Here is a 25,266-nt window from a genome sequence, read left to right as displayed (position 1 = left end):
GAGTTTTATTTTATGGATTAAATAAAATTCAAAAAACCAAGAACAACCTATGGCAATAATTATAACAGACGAATGCATAAACTGTGGTGCTTGCGAGCCAGAATGCCCAAATACAGCAATTTATGAAGGTGCTGACGATTGGAGATATAATGATGGAACTAGTTTATCTGGTTCGGTAGTGTTACCAAACGGAAAGCAAGTAGATGCTGATGAGGCGCAAGAACCTATTAGTGATGAAATTTATTATATAGTTCCTGATAAATGTACTGAGTGTAAAGGGTTTCATGAAGAGCCTCAATGCGCAGCAGTATGTCCTGTGGATTGTTGTGTGCCTGATGACGACCATGTTGAAACAGATGAAGAGTTATTAGGAAAACAAGCGTTTATGCATCCTGAGGATTAAAAAAACATTTTTAAGTATTAAAATTTAAAAAACCTCAAGTTTAACTTGGGGTTTTTTGTTAGCTATATCTTATTTTAGTAAAAAAAATATAATGCGTTATATAAGTGTAATTTGTGTTTTGGCTCTTTTTCTGTTTTCGTGTAATGAAACAAAAAATAATGTAGATGACTTGCCTCAGTCGGTAAATTGGAACGAAAGAAAAGCAATAGCGGTAAATGATTCTTTATTAAAAGATAGTGGAAGCACTTACTTATCAGTTTATTCGCAAATTTATAGTTTAACCGAACATAGAACACATAATCTTACGGCTACAATAAGTATGCGAAATGTGAGTAGAACAGATACTATTTATCTTAAAACGGCAGATTTGTATGATACTCATGGTGATTTAGTAAAAAAACATATTGATTTTCCTGTGTTTTTAAAACCGTTGGAAACATTGGAGATTGTAATAAAAGAATCTGATAGAAGTGGAGGTACAGGAGGTAATTTTGTTTTTGATTGGGTAACGCCAAACAATGCTCCTGAACCCTTATTTGAAGCTATAATGATTTCTACTATGGGACAACAAGGCTTGTCGTTTAGTACACAAGGTAAGCGTATTCGTTAAAAATTTTATGGAGTATTGAATTAAAACTAGTGCTTGTAAATTGATTTAACTTCCTTTTTATTTAGTGTTATTATTTTGTTGTTGGTTTTGTCTATTTATCTACCTTTGCACATGCTAAACCAAACACTTGGTTTTATATATTAAATTTAATTGCCAAATAAACTATGAAAGCAGGAATTGTAGGATTGCCAAACGTAGGTAAATCAACGTTGTTCAATTGTTTGTCTAATGCTAAAGCGCAAAGTGCAAACTTTCCGTTTTGTACTATCGAGCCTAACGTAGGAGTGGTAAATGTACCAGACCCAAGACTCGAAAAACTTGAAGAATTAGTAAAACCTGAGCGTGTTATTCCTGCAACTGTTGAGATTGTTGATATTGCAGGTTTAGTTAAAGGAGCAAGTAAAGGTGAAGGTTTAGGAAATCAATTTTTAGCAAACATTAGAGAAACTGATGCAATTCTACATGTGTTACGTTGCTTTGATAATGATAATATTGTACATGTTGATGGAAATGTAAACCCTATAAGGGATAAGGAAACCATTGATATGGAACTTCAGCTAAAAGATTTAGAAACCGTTGAAAAGAAACTTGACAAGGTTAAGCGTGCTGCAAAAACAGGAAACAAAGAAGCACAAAAAGAAGAAGAAGTTTTAAGTAAGATAAAAGCAGGCTTAGAGTCTGGAGTTTCTGTGAGAGCTGTTGAAGTGTCTGAAGATGATTATCTAGAATTCGTTAAGCCACTACAATTTATAACAGATAAACCAGTAATGTATGTTTGTAATGTTGATGAAGGTTCTGCTGTTTCAGGTAATGCTTATGTTGAACAAGTAAGAGAAGCTGTAAAAGATGAAAATGCCGAAGTATTGGTATTAGCTGTAGGTACTGAGGCAGATATTAATGAGCTAGATGATTATGAAGAACGCCAAATGTTTTTACAAGACATAGGTCTAGAAGAACCTGGTTCATCAAAATTAATTAGAGCTGCTTATAAGCTATTGAGTCTTCAAACGTATTTTACTGCTGGTGTTAAAGAGGTTAGAGCATGGACAGTAAATATTGGAGCAACTGCACCACAAGCTGCAGGAGTAATTCATACCGATTTTGAAAAAGGTTTCATTCGTGCTGAAGTAATCGCTTACAGTGATTACACAAGCTATGGTAGCGAAGCAAAAGTTAAAGAAGCAGGAAAGATGCGAGTTGAAGGTAAAAACTACATTGTAAAAGATGGCGATGTTATGCATTTCCTATTTAATGTATAATGTTACTTTTTTATGTGACTTTGTTAATATGTTGTGTCTAAACTTTAAAAGCAAAGACTAAGTCTTGTGATCTAATAAGTTAGCTAAACATATGCCCTCTATAAAAACAGAAACTTTAATCAATGCGAATATAAAATTGTGCTTTGATTTAGCTCGAGATGTAGCTATTCATGAACAATCCCTAGACAGAGCCTCATTGAGAGCTGTATCTGGTAAAACTTCAGGAATATTAGAATTAGGTGAATGGGTGAGTTGGGAAGAAGAGCATTTTGGGTTTCTTCAACATTTAACATTGAAAATTTCAGAACTTGAAGCACCTAATTATTTTGTAGAAGAAATGGTTGAAGGTATTTTTGAGTCCTTTCGTAATGAATTTCACTTTAAAGCTTACGGAGAAAAAACGTTACTTGTAAATGTTCTTAGTTTTGAATTGCCTTATGGGTTTTTAGGAAAAATGACTAAGAAGGTAATTATGAGAAATTATGCCAAAAGTTTACTTAAAAGTAGGGTTGAATATTTAAAATCAGCTATTGAAGATTCAGCTAAAAAATAGATTTGCTCCTCATTAGCAAATTTTTAACCTCTTAGCCTACGTTATCAACGACATAGGCTTTTTTATTGTTAATTACTTTATGGGTTGTGTATTTCATTTTTTAAAGTGATATATTATATTAGCATCCTATCACTAAATTCACTCAATTCTATGTCAGAACAAACCAATTATACCGAAGATAATATACGCTCACTCGACTGGAAAGAACATATTAGAATGCGTCCTGGAATGTATATTGGTAAACTTGGTGATGGCTCATCTCCAGACGATGGTATTTACATTCTTTTAAAAGAAGTATTAGATAACTCTATTGACGAGTATGTCATGGGAGCAGGAAAAACCATTGAAATTTCCATACAAGGAAACAAGGTTATAGTTCGAGATTATGGACGTGGTATTCCGCTTGGTAAAGTTGTAGATGTTGTGTCTAAAATGAATACAGGTGGTAAGTACGATTCTAGAGCGTTTAAAAAATCGGTAGGACTTAATGGTGTTGGTACAAAAGCTGTAAATGCATTATCAAACTATTTTAGAGTAGAATCTACACGTGATGGAAAATCAGCTTCAGCAGAGTTTGAACAAGGAAATCTTACAAACCAAGAAACTTTAGACGATACATCAAGACGAAAAGGAACCAAAGTATCGTTTGTTCCTGACGAAACCATATTTAAAAACTATAAGTACAGAAATGAGTATGTAGAAAAAATGCTCAAAAACTATGTGTACTTAAATCCTGGTTTAACCATTGTCTTTAATGGAGAAAAGTATTATAGTGAAAATGGTCTTAAGGATTTACTGTCTGAAAACATTAGTGAGACTGATGTGCTATATCCAATTGTGCATCTAAAAGGAGATGATATTGAAATAGCTTTAACTCACAGTAAAACGCAGTATAGCGAGCAATATCATTCTTTTGTTAACGGACAAAATACCACTCAAGGAGGTACGCACTTAGCGGCTTTTAGAGAAGCTTTGGTGAAGACCATCCGTGAATTTTACGGTAAAAACTATGAAGCTTCAGATGTTAGAAAATCTATAGTTGCTGCTATTTCAATAAAAGTAATGGAGCCTGTTTTTGAAAGTCAAACGAAAACAAAATTAGGTTCAACTGATATGGGAGGCGATTTGCCCACTGTAAGAACTTATGTAAATGACTTTATAAAAACATACTTAGACAACTTTTTACATAAAAATCCTGATACTGCTGAGAAAATTCAACGTAAAATTTTACAGGCTGAACGTGAGCGTAAAGAATTGTCAGGAATTAGAAAACTAGCAAAGGACAGAGCTAAAAAGGCAAGTCTTCATAATAAAAAATTAAGAGACTGTCGTGTTCATTTTGGTGATACCAAAAACGAAAGAAACTTAGAAACTACCTTATTTATTACTGAGGGAGATTCTGCATCAGGAAGTATTACAAAGTCTAGAGACGTGAATACTCAAGCGGTTTTCAGCTTAAAAGGAAAACCTTTAAACTGCTATGGACTAAGTAAGAAAATTGTATACGAAAACGAAGAGTTCAACCTATTACAAGCTGCTTTAAATATTGAAGAGTCCTTAGAAGACTTACGTTATAACAATGTGGTTATCGCTACTGATGCCGATGTTGATGGTATGCATATTAGATTGTTGTTGATTACGTTTTTCCTGCAGTTTTTCCCAGAAGTTATAAAAGAAGGTCATTTATATATATTACAAACACCTTTATTTAGGGTTCGTAATAAGAAAAAAACCATTTATTGCTATACAGACGAAGAACGTCTAAATGCTATAGAAGAATTAAAGCCAAAACCAGAAATCACACGATTTAAAGGTCTTGGTGAGATTTCACCAGATGAGTTTAAACACTTTATTGGCGAAGATATTCGTTTAGATCCTGTAATGTTAGACAAAGACATGTCTATTGAAGAATTACTGTCGTTTTATATGGGTAAAAACACACCAGACAGACAAGAATTTATCATTAATAACCTTAAAGTTGAGTTAGATATCGTTGAGGAGAGTGTATGAGAACCAACAACTCAAAAGTTAGAAATGTGATAATATCGGTATATTTTATACTGATAGTGCTTGCCATATTTTTTGCAACCGTTTTTAGCGCATTTAAGGATTTAACTAGCAATCCGTTACTTACGTTTGTCATTATAGCCTTAAGTTTTGCGTTTTTGTTCTTTGTGGTGCATAGTATTTCTAAATATTTTGAGTATGATAGTGATGGACTTAAAGTAGTAGTGTCTAATAAAGGTTTATTGCTTTCAGATCATTTTAACTATCGTGAGCATACTGTAGAGTTTGAAAAAGAAAATCTCACAGGATATAAGTTTGTGAATTTTATAATTTATAAAGGCTTAATACTTTATATTAAAGATAGAAGAGGACACACAAAAAAAGAACGTTTTAATGTAACTTTGGTTTCTAAAAAAAAGCGCAAGTATATAAGACAGTCATTGAGTAAAATGATTAAATTAAACCGAAAACAACACTAATTAATGAGCGAAGAAAAAGACGATTTGTTGAATGAACATGATGATAACCAGGAAACAATTACCAGAGTTACTGGTATGTATAAAGACTGGTTTTTGGATTACGCATCGTATGTAATTCTAGAACGTGCTGTACCAGCAATTGAAGATGGTTTTAAACCAGTTCAACGACGTATTATGCACTCTATGAAAGACTTAGATGATGGTCGTTATAACAAAGTAGCTAATATAGTTGGTCATACTATGCAGTACCATCCTCATGGAGATGCAAGTATTGCTGATGCCATGGTACAAATTGGTCAAAAAGATTTACTCATTGATACCCAAGGAAACTGGGGAAATATTCTTACAGGAGATAGTGCTGCAGCATCGCGTTATATTGAAGCACGCTTGTCTAAATTTGCTTTAGATGTGGTGTATAACCCAAAAATTACTGAGTGGCAAGCTAGTTATGACGGTCGTCGTAAAGAGCCTGTAAACCTTCCTGTGATGTTTCCGTTATTATTAGCTCAAGGTGGAGAAGGTATTGCAGTTGGACTGTCAACTAAAATTTTACCACACAACTTTATTGAGTTAATCGATGCTTCTGTTAAACACTTAAAAGGAAAACGCTTTACTATATATCCAGATTTTCCTACTGCAGGAATCGCTGATTTCACCAACTATAATGATGGAAACAGAGGAGGTAAAGTTCGTGTTAGAGCAAAAATTTCTCAGTTAGATAAAAATACTTTAGTAATTACCGAAATTCCTTTTGGTACTAACACCTCTTCATTAATTGATTCTATCCTTAAGGCGAATGAAAAAGGAAAAATCAAGATTAAAAAGATTGAAGACAATACTGCAGCAGAAGTAGAAATACTTGTGCATTTACCTAACGGAATTTCGCCTGATAAAACCATTGATGCACTTTATGCGTTTACCAATTGCGAGACCTCAATTTCGCCATTAGGTTGTGTTATTGAAGATAACAAACCCTTATTTATTGGTGTCTCTGAAATGTTACGTCGTTCTACAGACAATACTGTTCAGCTTTTAAAAAGTGAATTAGAAATAAAGCTAGGAGAGTTTGAAGAGCAGTGGCATTTTGCATCTTTAGAGCGTATTTTCATTGAAAACAGAATTTATCGTGATATTGAAGAAGAAGAAACTTGGGAAGGTGTTATAAAAGCTATAGATAAAGGACTTCAGCCACATATTAAACATCTAAAACGCGCAATTACTGAAGACGATATTGTTAGATTAACTGAAATACGAATTAAGCGTATTTCAAAATTTGATATTGAAAAAGCACAACAAAAAATAGATGCTCTTGAAGAACAAATCGCCGAAGTAAAACACCATTTAGATAACCTTATCGACTATGCTATTGCTTATTTTGAGCGATTGAAAAAAGACTATGGCGAAGGTAAGGAGCGAATGACCGAAATTCGTGTGTTTGATGATGTTGATGCTACAAAAGTTGTAATTAGAAACACAAAACTTTATGTGAATAGAGAGGAAGGTTTTGTAGGTACTTCGCTTAAAAGAGATGAGTATGTGTGCGATTGTAGTGATATTGATGACATTATAGTATTTACACGAGAAGGCAAAATGATGGTTACCAAAGTGGATTCAAAAACATTTATTGGTAAAGACATTATTCACGTAGCTGTATTTAAGAAAAAGGACAAGCGTACCATCTATAATATGATTTATAGAGATGGAAAAGGAGGTCCAACGTATGTAAAACGTTTTGCCGTAACTTCAATAACTCGAGATAGAGAGTACGATTTAACTAATGGCTCGAAGAGTTCTTTAGTGTATTATTTCTCTGCTAATCCTAATGGCGAAGCAGAGGTGGTAACCGTTTTGTTACGTCAAGTAGGAAGTATCAAAAAACTAAAATGGGATTTGGATTTTGCCGATGTACTTATAAAAGGTCGAGCTTCTAAAGGAAATTTGGTTACTAAATACTCTGTAAAACGCATTGAGCTTAAAGAAAAAGGAGTTTCGACTTTAAAACCAAGAAAAATTTGGTTTGATGATACAGTACAACGATTAAATGTTGATGGTAGAGGAGAGCTGGTTGGTGAGTTTAGAGGAGAAGATCGTATTTTAATCATAACTCAATCTGGTATAGTAAAGACTATTATTCCTGAAATTACCACGCATTTTGATGACGATATGATTGTCATGGAAAAATGGGTGCCTAAAAAGCCTATTTCAGCTATATATTATAATGGCGAAAAAGAGTTGTACTATGTCAAGCGTTTTTTAATTGAGAATGAAGGAAAGGAAGAAGTTTTTATCTCGGAACATCCTGAGTCTCGTTTAGAAATTGTTTCAACCGATTGGAAGCCTGTTGCTGAAATTGAATTTACCAAAGAAAGAGGTAAAGACCGTAAACCTAATTTAGAAATCAATCTTGAAGAGTTTATTGCTATAAAAGGAATTACAGCTCTAGGAAATCAACTAACAAAAGACAAAGTAAACCAAGTAAGCTTACTTGAGCCATTGCCTTATGAAGCTCCAGAGGAAGTGCCTGCTGATGATATAGAAGTTGTTGACGAAACTGAAGTTAGTAATGATGACAATGCTCCTAAAGCATCAAGCGACAATAAGCAAGAGTCGAACTCATCAAACAGTTCAACTAATAATGACGACAACAATTTTGAAACTGATGAAGAAGGACAAATTACACTGTTTTAAGCTTTAATTAGCTAAGAACAAAATTTATTTGTTCTTGTTTTTTGTAACTCTGTAATTTAAAAATTCTACAAATAGTGAAAATGCTATAGCAAAGTACAAATATCCTTTTGGTATAGCTCCAACAGTTTGTCCAAAAACAGAAGTGTGAGATAAATGCGCAGCTTCAGTAATAAGCATAAAGCCAATAAGTATTAGAAACGCTAACCCTAATATTTGCATACTTGGATGTGTGTCTATAAATTTTCTAATTGGGTTTGCAAAACCTATCATGATTATTATTGAAATAACTACAGCAATAATCATAAGTACTAAAGCGTAATTATGGTTTGGGTGTAAACCATTGGTCATTCCTACAGCAGTTAAAATAGAGTCTACCGAAAAGATAAAGTCAATAATCAAAATTTGAGTAATGGCTTGCGATAACGAGGTAATCTTTTTGTGTTTTACATTATTTTCGTCATGGCTTGGAGTTTCAACTTTTTCTCTAATTTCAGAAGTACTTTTATAGATAAGAAAAAGTCCACCAGCAAATAAAATAATAGCTTGCCAACTAATACCAACATGTAGCCAAGAGTTATCTATCGTATAAAAAGGTTCTTTAAGTCCAATTAAAAAGGAAACGAAAAACAACAAAATAATACGTTGTAACATAGCTAGTAGTAAACCAATGTTTGTGGCTTTGCTACGTTGGTGTTCAGGCAGCTTGTTGGCAGCAATAGATATGAAAACGATATTGTCTATTCCTAAGATGATTTCAAGGAATGTCAATGTTAACAATGCCATTATAGCATCTGGTGTAAGTAAAAACTCTAACATTTTTTAATCGATTTTAGTGGCAACTCCTTTTTCAACACGGTTAGATCTATTTTGCTCTTTTACAGCATAGGTGTATTCAAACGTATATGAATTGTCAGTTGTATTTAGAATTTTCATATGGATAGCTTTTGCTTCTTGTGTAGACTTAGGGTGTAGTTTTTTTAAAATAAACTCGCAGTCATTTATCCATCGTACAGAAGACGAATCAGCTTTTCCTTCAATAAAATCAATACTATAATCTTCCGTTCTGGTAAATTTTGCAGTTTTATCAACACCATTGTCGAGATAAGAAAATTCAAAAGTTCCTGTTTTGTAATCACTACAATTACGTTCAGTTTGAAAACAGCTCGAAAACAAGGCTAAAAAGCAAATACAAATAAGTAGTCTCATAAAAGTTAATTGTAATACAAAATTACGAAAAGAAACCTACCAATTTATTTGTTGCTATTATAAAAAGAATGTGAGTAAAACTATTTAACAAAATCTTCAAAAGTACCATCGTCATAAAATATCACAATTCTATTTATTTTCTTTTCAGATGGATTTGAAGTAGGAGAAGGTGATTGGGTTATTGTTTCAATAGTTTTAATTTCGGGTTGAACAATTTTTTGATTTTCGGTAGCAGGAAATTCTCCCTTACCATTCATTAACCAATACAATTCAACTTCGGGATAGGAGTGTAGCACTTTCAAAACAAAATCTAAACTAGGCTTATTTCGTCCTGAAAGCATATGCGAAATACTAGAGCGTTGCACACCAATTTTTTCTGCAAAAGACGATGCACTTTCACCATAAAAATCGATGACTTTTTGTAGTCGGATAATGAATTCTTCGTTGTTTATCATTGTAAACATACAAATTTAAGATTTGGTGTTACAAATGTAACAAATAATATGATATGTAGATTATTATTGTTTCATATTTAATAATTTTATATATATTTTTACTTCAAGTAAAATATATTAAATACCTGATAAATAATATTTTAAATAAATAAACACGCAATTGTTAAAAATTGGATATTTAAATGAAGTGTTCCCAGTTTAAAAATTAAATTTTCTGTTTACAAGTGTATTTATTCCATCAATTTTTTGTGTTTACAATTGTAAATTTACAATTGTATACCTTTGTAGCATTAAAGAAAATCTATGGATATTGAATTGATTAAAAACGCCTATAGTTTTAGTAAGGAAAAGTCATTGTATCATCGATATATTTGTAATGATCATATTGTTTCTTTGCTTAATAATTTACCATCAAATTTTAGTGTTGATGTCATTGGAGAATCGGTTAATGGAGAAGATATTTTTTCTGTTACTGTTGGTAAAGGTGAAAAACGTTTATTGTTATGGTCGCAAATGCACGGTAATGAAAGCACAACTACCAAAGCGCTTTTTGATGTGTTTAACTTCCTTACATCTAATAATAGTTACGCTAAGGCTATTTTAAATAACTGTACTTTAAAAATCATTCCTATACTTAATCCTGATGGTGCTAGAGCATATACACGAGTTAATGCAAATGAGGTTGACCTAAATAGAGATGCTCAAAACCTTACTCAGCCAGAAAGTTTAGTTCTTAAAACGTGTTTTGAAGGCTTTAAACCAGACTATTGCTATAATTTACATGGGCAGCGTACAATTTTTAGTGCAGGAAAGTCCAATAACTCAGCCATAGTATCTTTTTTGTCTCCAGCGCAAGATGAAGCTCGCAGTCTTTCTAAAAATAGAAGAATAGCTATGGAAGTGATTTCGGTTATGAATAATGCATTGCAACAAGTTATACCTAATAAGGTTGGTATTTATGATGATGCGTTTAATATAAATTGTGTAGGAGACACGTTTCAACATAAAGGTGTGCCTACTATTTTGTTTGAAGCTGGACATTTCCCAAATGATTATGCTAGAGAAGAAACCAGAGCGCTTATTTTTAATTCGCTATTAACATCTTTCAATTATATTTCAAGTAATAATGTTGAAGGAGAAGGTTATGAGTCTTATTTTGATATTCCAGCAAATGAGAAGCTGTTTTTTGATATTATTATCAGAAATGCAGATGTAAATGGTGAAATTTTGGACATTGCGATTCAATATGAAGAGCGATTGAAAGAAAATTCCATCATTTTTGTGCCGAAAATTCAAAAAATTTCAAAATTAGAAAACTTTTATGCTCACAGGGAAATAAACGCCAACAATAGCAAGGTTTTAGATGCTAAAAATGGTACTCTAAAAGTGGAAAGCGAAAACGATTTCGTTTTGATAAATAATCAAAAAACTTCATTATATCTTTAAAAAAATCACTTTTCCTTGTATTATCTTCAATAAAAATCTACTATTTTTGCTTTAAATTTAAAGAAAATTAAAAATGGCAAAATTCAAATTAGACGATATAGATCACCAAATTCTAGATATGTTGATCGATAATACAAGAGTTCCTTTTACAGATATTGCAAAAAAATTAGTTATTTCTGCAGGTACTGTACATGTGAGAGTGAAAAAAATGGAGGAAGCTGGTATTATACAAGGTTCGTCTTTGACACTCGACTATAAAAAGTTGGGATATTCTTTTATAGCTTATGTTGGTATATTTTTACAAAACACCTCTCAGACTAAGTTTGTTTTAGAGCGTATTAATGAAATACCTTTTGTTACTGTAGCTCATATTACTACAGGGAAATTCAATATTTTCTGTAAAATTAGAGCAAGAAATACTGACCATGCTAAGGATGTCATTTTTAAACTAGACGATATTGAAGGTGTTTATAGAACAGAAACTATGATTTCTCTTGAGGAAAGCATTAACGATAAAAAACGTTTAATGCACACTATTTTTAATGATATGTAACCATCACTAACTAATAAACATAACAAGAAGCCCTTTGCTCTAGAGTAAAGGGTTTATTTTTTGTAGTATTCAAAGGCTTCAATTATAAGCTCGTTGTCCACTAAACAATCAATTTTTGGTGTTCCTATGGCTTCTAGTAGCACAAAATTGATGTTTCCGTGTTCGTTTTTCTTATCGTGTTTTAGGAGTTCAATTATCTCAGGGTAATCACTATCATCAAAATCTACTTGAGTAAATACATTTAAAATCACTTTTTTCACTTCTTCTAAATCTGCTTCAGGGAAATTGAATAGTCTTGACGAGATATAAGTTTCTAAAATCATACCAATAGCTATAGCTTCACCATGAAGTAAATCAGTTTTATTCGGATTACTTAAAAAGTAAGACTCTATAGCATGACCAAGTGTGTGACCATAATTAAGTGTTTTTCTAACGCTATTTTCAAAAGGATCTTTAGTAACAATAGTATTTTTTATAATAACAGATTCGTGGATAAGTGCATCTAAATCGTCAAGGTTGAGTTTTGATAAGTCGGTCATTTTATCCCAATAATTTCTATCGTAGATTAAACCATGCTTTAGCATTTCAGCTAACCCTGATTTTAAATGACTTTGTGGTAAAGTAGAAAGGAAGTTAGTGTCAATTAACACCATATCTCCAGAGTCAATAACTCCTATTTGATTTTTTAAGCTCCCTAAGTCAACTCCAGTTTTTCCTCCCACAGAGGCATCTACCATAGCTAAAAGAGAAGTAGGAATGTTTATGTATTTAATTCCACGTTTAAAGGTACAAGCAACAAATCCGCCTAAATCGGTTACGACACCTCCACCAAGGTTAAGTATTAAGCTTTTTCGGTCTCCACCAAGCTCAGAAAGCGCATTCCAAACACCAACGCAAGTCTCAATGGTTTTATGAGTTTCTCCTGGTTCAATTTCAATAATTTCAATAGCAACATCAGTTTCTAGACGCGATAAAAACTCAGGTAAGCAATTTGTATTCGTGTTAGAATCGGTAATTATAAAAATTTTAGAAAACCTTTTAGAAGCCAAATACTCATTAATGGCAGTGTAACAGTTTGAATTAAAATGAATTGTGCTGTCTTTGGTTGTAATGGAGTTCATAAAATGCATCTGTACTTTAAATAGGGTATGAAAATAAGTAGATTTTGATTAAAAATAGAAGATGAATAAATATATTTGCTATTATTTTGTTCAGATAATGATAGATAAAAATTTATTTGAAAACACTGAGGTTGCTTTTCAGTTAAAAAGTGACTCAGAGTTAGAGCGTGCTTATTTTTTGTTTAAAATGATTTCTCACGAGCCTTTAGTGAGAATAGGAACTGCGGCTACAAACTTTGCGCTAAAAGCACATTTACCTGTTGAAGGTTTAATTAGGTCAACTGTTTTTGATCACTTTTGTGGTGGTGTAAGTGAAGATGATTGTCTTAATGTGATTGATAAGATGTATGAAAAGGGAGTGTGTTCGGTTTTAGATTATTCGGTAGAAGGAAAAGAAGTTGAATCACATTTTGATGATGCTATGGAGAAAACCTTGAAGATTATAAGGTTTTCAGATGAAAAGGATGCGATGCCTATTGCTGTATTTAAGCCTACTGGTTTTGGTAGATTTCACTTATATCAAAAAAAAGGCGAAGGAAAAGCGTTTACTAGTGAGGAGCAAGATGAGTGGAATAGAGTAGTAGAACGATTTCATGCTGTATGTAAATTGGCAAAAGAACGCGATGTTGAATTGCTTGTTGATGCTGAAGAGAGTTGGATGCAAGATGCAGCTGATGATCTAATTGAAGAAATGATGTCTATTTACAATAAAGAAAAACCTATTGTTTACAATACACTGCAAACGTATCGTTGGGATAGATTAGATTATTTAAAGAATTTACACACTAGAGCTAAAGAAAAGGGCTTTACAATAGGTGTGAAAATTGTTAGAGGTGCATATATGGAGAAGGAACGTGAGCGTGCTGAAAAGAAAGGTTACGAATCTCCTATCTGTGAAAACAAGCTAGCTACTGACAATTGTTTTAATGATACGCTTACTTATGCTTTAGAGCATTTAAAGGATATTTCGGTTTTTATAGGTACTCATAATGAATACAGTTGTTATCTAGCTATGGACTTGATGGAGCAGCTTAAAATAGAGAAAGAAGATAACAGAGTGTGGTTTGGTCAACTTTATGGAATGAGTGATCATATCAGTTTTAATCTAGCTGATAATGGCTATAATGTTGCTAAATATGTTCCATTTGGACCAGTTAAAGATGTAATGCCATATTTGATAAGAAGAGCAGAAGAGAACACATCTGTTGCAGGACAAACGAGTAGAGAGCTTAGTTTATTAAAAACTGAAAAGAAAAGAAGAAAACTATAAAAAAAACTCCAATCGATTGATTGGAGTTTTTTGTTTATTTAAACTGATACCATTTTTTCTTTCTGTTTGGGTTGTTGCCATAACCGTATCCATAACCTCTTTTGTGTAATGTGCCATTAAGTAAAACAGCCATATTAGGTAAACGCTTTTCAGTGTACATGGTTTGAGCAATGTGTAATTGACGTTTGTCAATGTTATTTGCACTAACAACATAAATAAACATATCTGCAAACTTGCTAATCAATAAAGTATCAGTGACTAAACCTACTGCAGCTGTGTCTACAATAATATAATCATATTTTTTCTTTACGGTATCAAATAAGTGCTTTAGTCTGTCGCTCATTAATAATTCAGCAGGATTTGGAGGGATAGCTCCAGAAGGAATGACATCAAGAAAAGGGTTGTCTTTTACTTTTATAGTAACATCTTCAACTTTGAGTGACTTGTCGGAAATATAATTGGTTAATCCTACGTCGCCTTTAATGTTTAAATAGTCATTAACTCTAGGTACTCTAATGTCAGTTTCAACAATTAGGGTTTTCTTTTCTGAAAAAGAAAAAGACGAAGCTAAGTTTATTGAAGTATGTGATTTCCCTTCTTGACTAGTGGTTGATGTTACAAAAATAGTCTTACACTCAGTTTCAATATCCTGAAGTAAAAAATGAGCATTTGTTCTTATTATTCTAAATGCTTCAGCTTTAGGAGAGTAATCTATTTTTTTGATTAGTTTTGATTTAGTGTTTGATTTTGGAATATCACCAATAAAAGGAGCACTTACTGCTTTTAAAACATCATCTTTATCTTGTATCGTATTGTTAAGTAGATCTCTAGTGTAGATTACAGAAAAAGGAACTAGAAGACCTAATAAGATAGCTGCTAGATAAATTACTTTTGGTTTTGGAGATATTGGACTATCAAGAGTATATGCATAATCTATAATTTTAGCATTAGGTGAAGACATGCCAAGAGTAATAGCTGTTTCTTCACGTTTTTCTAGCAAGTATAGGTATAACGACTCTTTAATGTCTTGCTGGCGTTTAATATCTCTAAATTGTCGTTCTTTACCTGGAGCAGAGTATATTTGCCCACGTATTCTTGAATCCTCTTGATTAAGGTTATCTAAAGTTATCTTATTGGCAGACCTGATGTTGCTCAAGCTTTGTTGAAGATTAGCTTTAAGTGCCATAATCTCATTGTTTAAGTTGATAACAACAGGGTTTTTTTCACTTGAATTTTTTAGAATTCTATTTCTCTTCAATACAAGCTCATTGTGAATTTTTGTTATTTGAGAAACATCACTATCAGCAATTCCTACATCAGGAGGTAGTAAATCAGAATTGCTATTGTTTTCTGATAGGTGATCGCTCATGTAATCAATAAGCTGTATTTGGTTTGAAGTGTTGATTATTTTTTCTTCATTAATTTTTTCACTTTCCAGAAAGATATTTGCTTGAGAGGATAAAGCTGTTAGCCTATTGTTTTTTTGAAGGTTTTCAGCAGTGAAATCTACTTGTTCGAGTTCGTTGGATACTACGTTTAGTCTGTTGTTAATGAAGTCAGAAGTTGCTTTTACAATTTGTTCTTTATCATTGATAACATCTTCATTGTATTTTTCGATAAGCTTGTTAAGGATTAATCGAGCTTTTTCTTTGTTTGCTTCTGTTAAAGATAGTTTTACAACATTAGAGGTTGGGTCAGAAGCAAGTTTGATTTTTCCAAGATAAGATTCAACAACGCTATGTACTGGTCTTATATGTATTTCAACTAAAGAACCAGGAGTAGAGCCATAGGTGTTTGTATTGGGTGTTAGAATAAAATCACCAAAACTACTGGTTACTTTTTCTCCAAAGTTGTGGCTAGTAGTAACACCACTATCAAACTCTAAAACTTTCATAGTGTTAGTGGTTGACATTTCAAATTTTTCTGAAGAAATTATCTTTATGTAAAGATTTGTGTTTATGTGGTTTATAATAGAGTCTTCAACAAAAAAATTAATATTTACAGGAGGGTTTAGGTAGACTTCCTCTTCTTTGACTTTACCACTTACATAATAACTTATGTTTAGGTTTAAATCTTGTACTACTTGAGAAATAATAGATCTAGATTTAATAATTTCAATTTCGTCTGTAACATTAGTAAAGTTGTTTGAAAACAAACCATAATTTTGAAGACTTGAAATTTCTGATAATTTTTGAGAATTCTCATCTTCCTTTATTTTTATAGTAGCATTTGCTTGGTATTCAAACGTACTGTATCTAACTTTTACGTAAGCAATACCAATTGCTATAATTAAGCAAAGTAAAATAAACTTCCACTTAGATAAATATAGCTCAACTGCTTTTATTATGCTTTCTTTTGTGTTTTGAGTGTTTTGTGGCATTTTTGAAAGGTTAGTTCTAACGAATTAATATAGCAGCTATGGTTGCTAAGGTTGAAATTGCTGAGATAATTACAGCTGTGTTTGGGTTGTAAGTAGATGATTTTACTTTGGCATCATTAGGTTCAACATATATCACATCGTTTTGAGCAAGGTAGTATAAAGGAGAGCTAGTTATGCTAATTGATGTTAAATCTAGTTTCGCAAAACGTTTTTCACCATTTACTTCTCGTATTAAAAAAATGTTATTCCTTTTTCCTGTATTAGTTAAATCACCTGCTAAACCAAGAGCTTCAGGGATAGATACTCTCTCATCTTGTATTGTATATGTTCCAGGTCTGTTAACATCTCCTATAACAGTTATTGTAAAATTCACCAACCTAATGTTTACTATTGGGTCTTTAACATATTCAGAGAGTTTCTCTTTCATCATTTCTGTTGCTTGCTCTCTAGTTAGTCCGCCAATTTTTATTGTTCCTAAAGTAGGAAATTGAATGTTGCCACTATTGTCAACTAGGTATGTTCTCATTGTGAGTGTACCTTGAACTGTTAATGCGCTTTCACTGTAGCTAACTGCAGGTAGGTTAAATGGTTTTACAACTTCTGGATCTAATGCTGCTACATCTATTGTTAATAAATCGTTTGGTTGATAAGTTATATCAACAATGTTGCTTAAAGTGGAAGATTCAATAGCTGGTTCGTCTTGAAAATATACATACTCTTTTCTTGAAGCACAAGAAGATAGTGTTATTAATATTAAGACAGCTAGTTTAAAGAGTATTTTGTTATTCATGATAAATTTATTTGTTAGGGATTTTATTTTTTCGAGTCTAAAACTTCAAATTTTGAATTGTTAGAAATGTACTCAGGGATAATTTCTTTTATTAAAGACACTATTTCTAGTGTTTGTGTTTTTGAGTTTATATTGCAAAGATTGAGTATTCTGGATTCTGTATCTTCAGCTATATTTACTTGTTTTGTTTTTGCAATCATTATCTTTTCATGATAGGTTGGTATTGTGTTTTCACCATCAGCGAGCAGTTCTTCAAATATTTTCTCACCAGGTCTAAGTCCGGTTATTTTTATATCAACATCCTCAGGGTACTGTAGGCCTGAAAGAATAATCATGTTTTTTGCAAGGTCAAATATTTTGATTGATTTACCCATATCAAACACAAAAATTTCACCTCCATTTCCCATTGTAGCTGCCTCCAAGACTAATTGGCAAGCCTCTGAGATGGTCATAAAATAACGAGTGATTTCTTTATGGGTAACTGTAAGAGGTCCTCCAGCTTCAATTTGTCTTTTAAATAAAGGAATTACTGATCCATTTGAGCCTAAAACGTTGCCAAAACGAGTAGTTATAAATTTTGTTTGACCTTTTCCTTTAAGACAGTTAACATAAAGCTCTGCAATGCGTTTTGATGCACCCATTACATTGGTTGGGTTAACTGCTTTATCGGTTGAAATTAGTACAAATTTTGCTATGCTGTGCCTAACAGCTAAACTAGCAATGTTTTTTGTGCCTCTAATATTTACACTTACAGCTTCGTATGGATTGTTTTCCATTAGAGGAACATGTTTATATGCTGCAGCATGGAAAACAATTTTTGGTTTGTAAACATTAAATAAATATTCCATTCTACCATAATCTCTAACATCAGCCACTATTGCTATGAAGTTTTTGATTCCATTCTGGATAAACTCTTGCTGTAAATCGTACAATGCAGACTCAGCGGAATCTATTAAGATGAGCTTTTTGTAACTGTAATTATTGATTTTCCTAGCAATTTCACTTCCAATAGAGCCAGCAGCTCCTGTTATTAAGATAACTTGATTTTCATATTCGTTATTAAGGCTAGGGTTAATGATGTTTATAGGTTCTCTACCTAATAAATCTTCAATTTTAACGTCTTTTATTTGTCCAACACTCAAGTCTCCATCAATCCATTGTTGAACAGGAGGGACAATTTTAACTTTAAGACCTAATTCGAATAATTGAGCTGTAATTTGTAATAAGCGAGTAGAATCAACACTTTGAATGGAGATGATAACTTCTTCAATGTTGTTTTTTTCTATGAAATTTTTGGTTATTTTATCTAGACCATAAACAATTAGTAAGTTTATTTTCTTTCCTATTTTACTAGGATTGTCATCAATAAACCCAACAACTTCATATCCTCTTTTAGGGTCGTTAGAAATAGCATCATATGTTATTAGTCCTGAGTTTCCAGCTCCATAAATAAGTACATTGGTAAAAGTTTTGTAGTCTTGCTGTAAGTTGTTGTAAATGGACTTAATTACTAATTTAGAGCCTACTAGCAATAATATATTAAGTAGTAGGTGTATATATATAATTGTTCCAGAAATGTTGAAAGTACTATCAAAATTAAATTTTCTACTGAAAAAAGTAGATATAATTAATATAGTAGCTAATATGTTAACACCAATTATTATATTGATAACATCTTTATATCCTGTAAATCTAACTACTCCTTTGTGGGACCCAACAGCCAAAAAACTAATTAAAGCAGCTAATACAACAAAAGGCAGTTGTTTAAGCATTAATGTGAGGTTAAAAACAAGGCTGAAATTAAATCTAATTAAATATGCAATGAAAAAAGTGAAAACTACAATACATAAATCAAAGATGAGCACCAACCATTTTGATGCATATCTGTTTGAAATTTTATGTAAAAGTTCCATTAACATATTCAAAAATAGGCTTTTATTGTTGAAATTACTCTATTTAGTTCATTGTCAGTTAAATTTGAACCACTTGGTAAGCATAAACCACGTTCAAATAATCCATCAGAAATCCCGTTAAGATATTTAGGAGTATCTTTAAATACAGGTTGCTGGTGCATTGGTTTCCATAATGGACGCGTTTCAATGTTTTCTTTTTCTAGCTTAAGCCTGATGTTTTCTCTTGTTTTAAAATCGGGTGTTAATATGCAACTTAACCATCTATTTGAAAAACAATCTCCAGGTTCATCTAAAAACTCAATAGCATCAATTTTATTTAATTGGTTGTAGTAAAACTCAAAGTTTTGTCTTCTTTTAATTACATACTGGTCTAAAACAGTCATTTGACCACGACCAATACCTGCTAAAACATTAGACATTCTGTAATTATATCCTATGTTTGAATGTAGATATGAAGGGTCTTTATCACGAGCTTGGGTAGCTAAAAAAACAGCTTTATCTTTTATGTTATTATCTTTTGTTACAAGAGCTCCACCTCCAGAAGTGGTAATTATCTTATTTCCGTTAAAGGATAGAATAGAGATATTAGCTAAAGTTCCACATTTTTTGTTTTTGTAAACACTGCCTAAAGCTTCTGCGCTGTCTTCAATTACTGGTATATTGTAAGTATTAGCAATACTGTTTATTTGGTCAGCTTTATAAGGCATTCCGTATAGGTGTACAGCAATAATGGCTTTTGGTTTTTTTCCTTTCTTAATTCTGTCTTTTATAGCAATTTCAAGTAATTCAGGACACATGTTCCAAGTGTCTTTCTCACTGTCAATAAAAATTGGTTGAGCGCCTTGATAAATTATTGGGTTTGCAGATGCAGCAAAAGTAAAACTTTGGCATATAACTTCATCACCAGAGGAAACTCCTAGTAAAACAAGAGCTAAGTGTATTGCGGCAGTTCCAGAGCTTAATGCAGCTACGTAACTATTGCTTTTAAGGTAACTTTCTAAATCAGATTCAAAACCCGATACATTAGGACCTAAAGGAGCAATCCAATTTGATGCAAAGGCTTCACTGATAAAAGATTGCTCTTTACCAGACATATGAGGAGAAGAAAGCCAAATTTTAGGATTCATAGGTTAATGTTTGAGTATTAAAACTAATGCTAAAAATATTTTTTTTAGGGCTCGAGTTAAAAATAGCTTAATTATATCTAACTAATTATTGTATTTCTTGTTAAATATCATTCAAATAGAGAGGACTAAACAAATAAACACGATAAAAAACAATTTTTTACGTTGATAAAAGGTAATTGTTGAGTAAAGTGTTTAGTTTGTTGTGTTAATCATTGATAATCAGTTTTATTGTTAGGATTTAGTAATTCTTTTAAAGATGAAGGAAGGCTAAAGATGGTTAATACATCATCATCTTTTTTTTTATTGCAAAAAGCGACAGATGCAATGTAGCTTTTATTTAATGCAAAGCTTAATACTTTTAAACTTTTAAACTTATTTAAAGAGTTAAGGTTTGTAATGTGTCTTCCATCAATTGAAGGGATTTGACTTAAGTTGTCATTAATTCCTTGTCCAGAAAATTTTGCAATAGCCTCTTTTCTTGTCCAGTATTTGAAAAATGTATCTATTTGATTTTTAGAGTTTAAAACATGTTTTGTTTCAGCTTCACTATAAGAGTGGTTTGTTATTTCAAGAACATCGAATTCATTATTTTTATACTCTAAATCAACTCCAACATTAGAATTGCTTATAGCTATAATAGCACTGTCTTCACTGTGGGAAAGGTTGAAATTTATAGAGTTATTAGAAACTAAATAAGGTTTTTGGTTAGTATCTTTTTTAAGTTTTATATCCAAAATATCTTGTTCTGTGTACTGAGCTAGTATAATTTTTAATATGCTTCGGCAAATTATAAACCTGTTTTTGTCTTTTTCGAAATGATAACGTTCAGCTCTGCTTGTTTCGGTTTCGTCTAGAATCGCTTTAAGAGTTGTGATGTCTTTATAATAGTTGGGTATATCAATATGAAATAAAAATAAACCGGATTTATCAATTGGTTTAACTTTATAACTTTGATTCAATACTTTAACAGTTTCACAATGCACATTAGTCATAATGCTCTAAGTTATAGTTGTCTAAAACATTTTGGAGTTTATTGGCAAAGTCCTTAACGTGTGGTTTTTCAAACATATCTACATGATTACCTGTGACCATTTGTTTTCTAATACCCTTGAGAGCCATTTTTTTCCAGCCCAAATATTTATGATCATGTACTAAATTGACTTCTTCAGAAGCTCTAAAAAGATCTATAACAATATTTTGTGGTGAAATTGTATACTTGCTAGTTGCTTTATTGTGGTAGTCAAGGAGTTTTATAGGTACATTAAACTGCATTTCATATTGTTTGGCTCTTCCATGTCGTAATCTAAGATAATAGCCTTTAAATAACAGCTTGAGTAACTCATAACGCCTTACAAAATTCTTCTTGCTGCTAAACATGTTAAGTATTAAATATCCTATTTTTCCTATAACATAAAGTATGGAGATTGCTTTTTTTATTATAGGGCTTTTATAGTAATATTGAGGAAACACATAGGTGTCAAACTGAGCAAGAATAGTAACTTTTTTTCCTTGGGCTCTTAATTGCCTTGCCATTTCATAGGCAACTATCCCACCATAAGAAAAGCCTGCTAGTGCATAGGGACCTTTTGGGTTTGATGCTACAATTTCTTTAATATAATCAGCAGCCATTTGATCAATAGAATCATGAGGTTCATCAACACCATTTAAACCTCTTGATTGAAGCCCATAAACAGGTTGGTCTTTATCCATAAATTGCGCTAATGCATCAAAAATTAATACTTGGTGGTTTGCTCCATGTACAATGTATAATGGAGGTTTTGTTCCGGTTGGTTTTAATGCAACTAAAGAGTCCCAAGTAAAGAATTCTGTATCCATATAGGCTGAAAAAGTCCTGATTGTTGGATTTTTGAGTAAACCTACCAAAGGAATACGTTTACCTGTTTCTTTTTCAAGTTTAGCCATTACCTTTACACCAATTATTGAATGTCCACCAATTTCAAAGAAATCGCTATCTATATCAATATTATCTAGCCCAAGTACTTCTTCCCAAATTCCGGCAACGATTTTTTCAGAAGTTGTTGAAGCAGTTGTGTGGTTTTTGGTGACTGATTTGCTTGGTAGTTGTTCCAACAAAGCTTTTCGATCAATTTTCCCATTTAGTGTTTTGGGGAATTCTTTAACTAGATTAAAACGTTGCGGAATCATGTGTTTTGGAAGATATTCCTTTAGTGCATTTTTCCATTCGGAAATTTGATGCTTATCCTCATTAGTATAGTTTGATGTGATTAAATTAGCAATTAATTGATCGTCATTTAAAATCACAACAGAGGATTGGACGCTATTTAAACTATCTAGAGCTTGCTCAATTTCTCCTAATTCAATACGTTGCCCTCTAATCTTTACCTGATGATCTAATCGACCTAAACACTGTACTCTTCCATCAGGAAGCAAGCGTGCTAAATCACCTGTTTTATAAAGTTTTGAACCCGAATCGTTACTAAATGGGTTAGGTATAAATTTTTCAGAAGTCAATTCTGGTCGTTTCCAATATCCTTTAGTGACACCGTCGCCAGCAATACATAGTTCGCCTGTATTTCCTGGCGGAACAATTTTTCCGTTTTCGTTAACTATATACAGTTGGGTGTTATTCATAGGAAAACCAATAGTAATCAAATCATCAGACTCTTTAATTTCGGTAAAAGCTGACCAAATAGTTGTTTCTGTTGGCCCATATAAGTTCCAGAGTTCATCAACTAAAGGAAGCATCTTTTTAGCAAGAGCTATAGGTAAAGCTTCTCCAGTACTTATAATTCGCATTGGTAAATGCTCATTCCACCCAGAGTCTAATAACATCTGCCAAGTTGCAGGTGTAGCTTGCATAATGGAGATATTCTCGTTCTTCATTACATCTAGCAACATTCTTGTATCTTTAGCTGTTTCTTCACTAGTCAATATTAGTGTAGAGCCTTTTAAAAGAGGAGCAAATATCTCTGCCATGGCGATATCAAATGATATGGTTGTAATGGAAAGAAATTTATCAGACTCTTTTAATCCAGGTTGCTTTAAGAAACTATATAAAAGATTGACTAAGTTTTTATGTGTTACCTCAACACCTTTAGGTTTTCCTGTTGATCCTGAGGTATATAGTGTGTAAGCTGTTGTAGAGTTGTCAATTTTTAGGTTTAAAGGCGTTTGAGGGAAATTGTAACTATTTGTAAATAAATGGTTTAAAAACAATAGCTTCGAGTTTGTGTTTAAAGTTGAAGCTAATGTTTCAGTAGTAATAACATATTTTGCTTCAGCATCTTCAAGCATAAACTCAATTCTTTTTTTAGGGTAACTTGGGTCTAAGGGTAGGTAAGTGGCACCACATTCCATAATTCCCATTAAAATTGAAATCAGTTTTATGGATCTTGGCATTAAAACAGCGATACGATCATTATGTTCAATACCTATGCTTTGAAGATAATGGGCTAATTGATGGGCTTGTTTTTCTAAGTCTTTGTATGAAATTTGATCATTCTCAAATTTCAAAGCTACTTTATTTGGTGAAATTTTAGCTTGTTTAGCTAATAATTCATGTAATGGTAAATTAGGATAAGTTGAAGCTGTATCATTCAACATGCTATAGGCTGATTGATCAAACTCAATAATATTCCCTAATTGAATGTTTGGGTTTTCAATTATTTTTTTTAGAATTTTTTCAAAAGTGAGCATCATGCCTTCAATAGTTGATGCTTTAAATAATGTTGTATTATATGACCATTCTAAAACAAAACTATCTTCTGATCCACTTGCATTCAGAAAAATTTCAAACGTTTCAAAAGCTCTTGGGTTGCTTAGCAATTTAAAGGTTAAGCCTTCAAAATTAACATTACTATCCATACCCATATCAATATTGAAAACAACAGGAATTAAAGGTATTCTCGAAGGGTCTCTTTGAATTTTCAACTCTTGAAGTAATTCTCCAAAGCTTAATTGTTGATGATCATATGCATCAAAAACAGCTAGTTTGCGCGCCTTTAAATAATCACTGAAAGACTGTTCAGCGTTTATTTGACTTCTTAAAGGAAGTAAATTTACACAATGTCCTATTAAATGTTGTTGACCTGTGGCTGCTTGTCCTGCAGAGGGTAACCCAATAACAATATCGTCTTGTCCTGTTTGTACGTAGAGTAGTACTTCAAAAGCTGCCATTAACGCAGTTACAAAACTACAACCAGATTTAACACCAACTTTCTTAAAATTAGCAACTAATTCCCTGTTCATGTGAAAGTCAAGACGTGCACTGTTGTGAGTTCTTAGTTCTGGTCTTGGATAATCAATAGGTAAGTTTAACTGCGGAACAGATTGTTTGTATTGATCTAACCAAAATTGTACTGTTTTCTTGTGTTCAATACTGTCAGTATACGATGTTAACTCATCGGCAAAAACACTAAAACTATCAGCTTCAGGAAGTGCATGTGCTGTTTTATTGATTTGAGCAGAATATAATATACCTAATTCATATAAAATAGTACCTAATGACCAACCATCACAAATAATGTGGTGTCCAGTTATGACAAGATGATGCTCAGTAGCCTTTGTTTTTAGTAATCCCATTTTTAGTAATGGACCGTTAACCAAATCAAAAACATAGTTGGCTTCAGCTTTGAGGTAATTTGATATTGATGATTTTTGTTCTAACTCAGTTTGATTTGAAATATCTAAATACTCTAGTTTGAACGGTTCATATTCTAGAATACTCATAAAACGACCATTAGCACTAAATATAGATCTAATTGCTTCATGTCGTTGTACCAATTGTTGAATAGCAGTATCTAAAGCTTTATAATGCAATTGACCATTAAAAACTAGAGAGATAGACTCATTATAAGCTCTATTGGCGTCGTCACCACCAAGAGAGCAAGAAATCCAGATTTCAGCTTGTGGCTGAGTAATAGGTACTACCTTTTCAATTTGAGGTCCTTTAAATGGATTAAAACTGATTATGTTTTTTGAAGAGTTCATCAAATTAATTCGAAAAATAAGATGAATATAATAAT

The 25,266-nt window shown here is 32.3% G+C and carries 20 protein-coding genes; 10 read left to right on the top strand and 10 right to left on the bottom strand.

What is annotated here, in order from left to right; genetic code table 11:
- The first annotated feature begins 49 nt into the window (after positions 1 to 49).
- The 7 genes from DMZ43_RS06575 to DMZ43_RS06545 all read left to right on the top strand — a co-directional run bounded on the left by DMZ43_RS06575 (position 50) and on the right by DMZ43_RS06545 (position 7,999).
- Complete coding sequence (locus DMZ43_RS06575; RefSeq protein WP_129760141.1) at positions 50 to 403, top strand: 4Fe-4S dicluster domain-containing protein; 354 nt, start codon at positions 50 to 52, stop codon at positions 401 to 403.
- A 91-nt stretch (positions 404 to 494) separates the two neighbouring features.
- A complete protein-coding gene (locus DMZ43_RS06570) occupies positions 495 to 1,013 on the top strand; it encodes a DUF3124 domain-containing protein (RefSeq protein ID WP_131506798.1) in 519 nt (172 codons plus the stop codon).
- Between the two features lie 164 nt (positions 1,014 to 1,177).
- Positions 1,178 to 2,272, top strand: a complete 1,095-nt coding sequence (gene ychF, locus DMZ43_RS06565; RefSeq protein WP_131506796.1) for a redox-regulated ATPase YchF — start codon at positions 1,178 to 1,180, stop codon at positions 2,270 to 2,272.
- Positions 2,273 to 2,363: 91 nt separating this feature from the next.
- Complete coding sequence (locus DMZ43_RS06560; RefSeq protein WP_131506794.1) at positions 2,364 to 2,825, top strand: SRPBCC family protein; 462 nt, start codon at positions 2,364 to 2,366, stop codon at positions 2,823 to 2,825.
- Positions 2,826 to 2,975: 150 nt separating this feature from the next.
- The gene (locus tag DMZ43_RS06555) at positions 2,976 to 4,835 is read left to right on the top strand and encodes a DNA topoisomerase IV subunit B (RefSeq protein WP_131506792.1); all 1,860 of its coding nucleotides are present in this window, start codon (positions 2,976 to 2,978) and stop codon (positions 4,833 to 4,835) included.
- 26 nt (positions 4,836 to 4,861) lie between these two features.
- Positions 4,862 to 5,311, top strand: coding sequence for a hypothetical protein (locus tag DMZ43_RS06550; RefSeq protein ID WP_238155786.1), 450 nt, complete (start codon positions 4,862 to 4,864; stop codon positions 5,309 to 5,311).
- 3 nt (positions 5,312 to 5,314) lie between these two features.
- A complete protein-coding gene (locus DMZ43_RS06545) occupies positions 5,315 to 7,999 on the top strand; it encodes a DNA gyrase/topoisomerase IV subunit A (RefSeq protein WP_131506788.1) in 2,685 nt (894 codons plus the stop codon).
- A gap of 24 nt (positions 8,000 to 8,023) precedes the next feature.
- Here the strand turns inward: DMZ43_RS06545 and DMZ43_RS06540 are convergent, their stop codons facing one another.
- The 3 genes from DMZ43_RS06540 to DMZ43_RS06530 all read right to left on the bottom strand — a co-directional run bounded on the left by DMZ43_RS06540 (position 8,024) and on the right by DMZ43_RS06530 (position 9,660).
- Entirely contained in the window at positions 8,024 to 8,815 is a 792-nt protein-coding gene (locus tag DMZ43_RS06540; RefSeq protein WP_129760133.1) for a TerC family protein, read from the bottom strand.
- A 3-nt stretch (positions 8,816 to 8,818) separates the two neighbouring features.
- Positions 8,819 to 9,205: a hypothetical protein gene (locus tag DMZ43_RS06535; RefSeq protein ID WP_131506786.1), complete on the bottom strand. Its 387-nt coding sequence runs from the start codon at positions 9,203 to 9,205 to the stop codon at positions 8,819 to 8,821.
- A gap of 80 nt (positions 9,206 to 9,285) precedes the next feature.
- The gene (locus tag DMZ43_RS06530) at positions 9,286 to 9,660 is read right to left on the bottom strand and encodes a helix-turn-helix transcriptional regulator (RefSeq protein WP_131506784.1); all 375 of its coding nucleotides are present in this window, start codon (positions 9,658 to 9,660) and stop codon (positions 9,286 to 9,288) included.
- A gap of 303 nt (positions 9,661 to 9,963) precedes the next feature.
- Between DMZ43_RS06530 and DMZ43_RS06525 the strand changes: the two genes are divergently transcribed.
- Together DMZ43_RS06525 and DMZ43_RS06520 are read left to right on the top strand one after the other, a co-directional pair.
- Positions 9,964 to 11,106 carry a M14 family zinc carboxypeptidase gene (locus DMZ43_RS06525; RefSeq protein WP_131506782.1) on the top strand — a complete coding sequence of 381 codons (1,143 nt, stop codon included), beginning with the start codon at positions 9,964 to 9,966 and terminating at the stop codon, positions 11,104 to 11,106.
- Between the two features lie 73 nt (positions 11,107 to 11,179).
- Complete coding sequence (locus DMZ43_RS06520; RefSeq protein ID WP_131506780.1) at positions 11,180 to 11,659, top strand: Lrp/AsnC family transcriptional regulator; 480 nt, start codon at positions 11,180 to 11,182, stop codon at positions 11,657 to 11,659.
- Between the two features lie 53 nt (positions 11,660 to 11,712).
- Here the strand turns inward: DMZ43_RS06520 and aroB are convergent, their stop codons facing one another.
- Positions 11,713 to 12,780: a 3-dehydroquinate synthase gene (gene aroB / locus DMZ43_RS06515; RefSeq protein ID WP_131506778.1), complete on the bottom strand. Its 1,068-nt coding sequence runs from the start codon at positions 12,778 to 12,780 to the stop codon at positions 11,713 to 11,715.
- 61 nt (positions 12,781 to 12,841) lie between these two features.
- Between aroB and DMZ43_RS06510 the strand changes: the two genes are divergently transcribed.
- Entirely contained in the window at positions 12,842 to 14,050 is a 1,209-nt protein-coding gene (locus DMZ43_RS06510) for a proline dehydrogenase family protein (protein WP_370450269.1), read from the top strand.
- Positions 14,051 to 14,084: 34 nt separating this feature from the next.
- On the opposite strand, the gene DMZ43_RS06505 is transcribed toward DMZ43_RS06510, so the two are convergent.
- The 6 genes from DMZ43_RS06505 to DMZ43_RS06480 all read right to left on the bottom strand — a co-directional run bounded on the left by DMZ43_RS06505 (position 14,085) and on the right by DMZ43_RS06480 (position 25,231).
- Positions 14,085 to 16,430, bottom strand: coding sequence for a polysaccharide biosynthesis tyrosine autokinase (locus tag DMZ43_RS06505; RefSeq protein ID WP_131506776.1), 2,346 nt, complete (start codon positions 16,428 to 16,430; stop codon positions 14,085 to 14,087).
- A gap of 16 nt (positions 16,431 to 16,446) precedes the next feature.
- Positions 16,447 to 17,220 (bottom strand): polysaccharide biosynthesis/export family protein, encoded by a 774-nt coding sequence (locus DMZ43_RS06500; protein WP_131506774.1) that lies wholly within the window; start codon positions 17,218 to 17,220, stop codon positions 16,447 to 16,449.
- Positions 17,221 to 17,243: 23 nt separating this feature from the next.
- Positions 17,244 to 18,992, bottom strand: a complete 1,749-nt coding sequence (locus DMZ43_RS06495; RefSeq protein ID WP_343798133.1) for a nucleoside-diphosphate sugar epimerase/dehydratase — start codon at positions 18,990 to 18,992, stop codon at positions 17,244 to 17,246.
- Positions 18,993 to 19,141: 149 nt separating this feature from the next.
- A complete protein-coding gene (locus DMZ43_RS06490; RefSeq protein WP_131506770.1) occupies positions 19,142 to 20,260 on the bottom strand; it encodes a DegT/DnrJ/EryC1/StrS aminotransferase family protein in 1,119 nt (372 codons plus the stop codon).
- A gap of 209 nt (positions 20,261 to 20,469) precedes the next feature.
- Complete coding sequence (locus DMZ43_RS06485; protein ID WP_131506768.1) at positions 20,470 to 21,252, bottom strand: 4'-phosphopantetheinyl transferase superfamily protein; 783 nt, start codon at positions 21,250 to 21,252, stop codon at positions 20,470 to 20,472.
- Positions 21,245 to 25,231, bottom strand: coding sequence for a non-ribosomal peptide synthetase (locus DMZ43_RS06480; RefSeq protein WP_131506766.1), 3,987 nt, complete (start codon positions 25,229 to 25,231; stop codon positions 21,245 to 21,247). The genes DMZ43_RS06485 and DMZ43_RS06480 overlap by 8 nt, the downstream gene beginning before the upstream one ends.
- Between the last annotated feature and the right edge of the window lie 35 nt (positions 25,232 to 25,266).

It is taken from the genome of Meridianimaribacter sp. CL38, assembly GCF_004328055.1.
In the GTDB taxonomy this organism is placed as follows: domain Bacteria; phylum Bacteroidota; class Bacteroidia; order Flavobacteriales; family Flavobacteriaceae; genus Gaetbulibacter_B; species Gaetbulibacter_B jejuensis.
The sequence above is the reverse complement of the archived record's forward strand: the minus strand, read 5'-3'. Positions and strand labels throughout refer to the sequence as shown.